This is a genomic window from Leisingera sp. F5, assembly GCF_001593695.1.
Genome location: NZ_LUKH01001209.1, coordinates 1 through 1,191 on the forward strand (window position 1 = coordinate 1; position 1,191 = coordinate 1,191).

The following is a 1,191-nucleotide window of genomic DNA, read 5'->3' on the forward strand; positions in this document are numbered from 1 at the left end:
CGCGCATGCCGTCCTTGATCTTCTTGCCTTTCACCACCTCGGCCACGGCGCGCAGGTCTTCGATGCGGCCGTTGGTGCAGGAACCGATGAACACGGTGTCAATCTCGATGTCGGTCAGTTTCTGACCGGGGGTCAGGCCCATGTATTCGATCGAACGGCGGGCGGCTTCGACCTTGCCGCCGGTGAAGTCTTCAGGTGCGGGCACCACGCCGGTGATCGGCAGCACGTCCTCGGGCGAAGTGCCCCAGGTCACAACCGGCTGGATGTCTTCGCCCTTCAGGGTGACAACCTTGTCGAAATGGGCGCCTTCATCGGTGAACAGGGTCTTCCACCAGGTCAGCGCGGCTTCCCACTGGGCGCCTTTGGGGGCGTGCGGGCGGCCTTTGACATAGTCATAGGTGGTCTGGTCCGGGGCGATCAGGCCGGCGCGGGCGCCGCCTTCGATGGCCATGTTGCAGACCGTCATGCGGCCTTCCATCGTGAGATCCCGGATCGCTTCGCCGCAATACTCAATCACATAGCCGGTGCCGCCGGCGGTGCCGGTCTCGCCAATCACCGCCAGGGTGATGTCCTTGGCGGTCACACCCGGCTTCAGCTTGCCGGTGATTTCCACCTTCATGTTCTTGGACTTCTTCTGGATCAGCGTCTGGGTGGCCAGAACGTGCTCGACCTCCGAGGTGCCGATGCCGTGCGCCAGCGCGCCGAATGCACCGTGGGTGGCGGTGTGGCTGTCGCCGCAGACAACCGTCATACCCGGAAGCGTCCAGCCCTGCTCGGGGCCAACGATATGCACGATGCCCTGGCGGACGTCATCCACCGGGTAGTAATGCACGCCGAATTCGCGGGCGTTTTTGTCAAGCGCTTCGACCTGGATGCGGCTTTCCTCGTTCTCGATGCCTTTGGCACGGTCGAGCGTGGTCGGCACGTTGTGGTCCGGCACCGCGATGGTTTTATCCGGGGCATGCACGCCGCGGCCGGCCATGCGCAGGCCTTCGAACGCCTGCGGGCTGGTCACTTCGTGGACCAGGTGGCGGTCGATATAAAGCAGGCTGGTGCCATCCTCGGCTTCATGCGCAACATGCGCATCCCAGATTTTGTCATAGAGTGTTTTGGGGGACATGGGTCCACTCCCGTATGTATTTGGGTATGCTGGCTTTGGGCTGGGCAACGGCCTTATAGGCGTGCCAGGAC

At 63.1% G+C, this 1,191-nt stretch carries 1 protein-coding gene; it reads right to left on the reverse strand.

Annotation, left to right across the window (positions count from 1 at the left end; translation table 11 throughout):
* A partial coding sequence (leuC, locus tag A2I95_RS40190; RefSeq protein WP_291737915.1) for a 3-isopropylmalate dehydratase large subunit occupies nt 1–1,120 on the reverse strand: 1,120 nt, incomplete at its 3' end.
* Nucleotides 1,121–1,191: the final 71 nt, after the last annotated feature.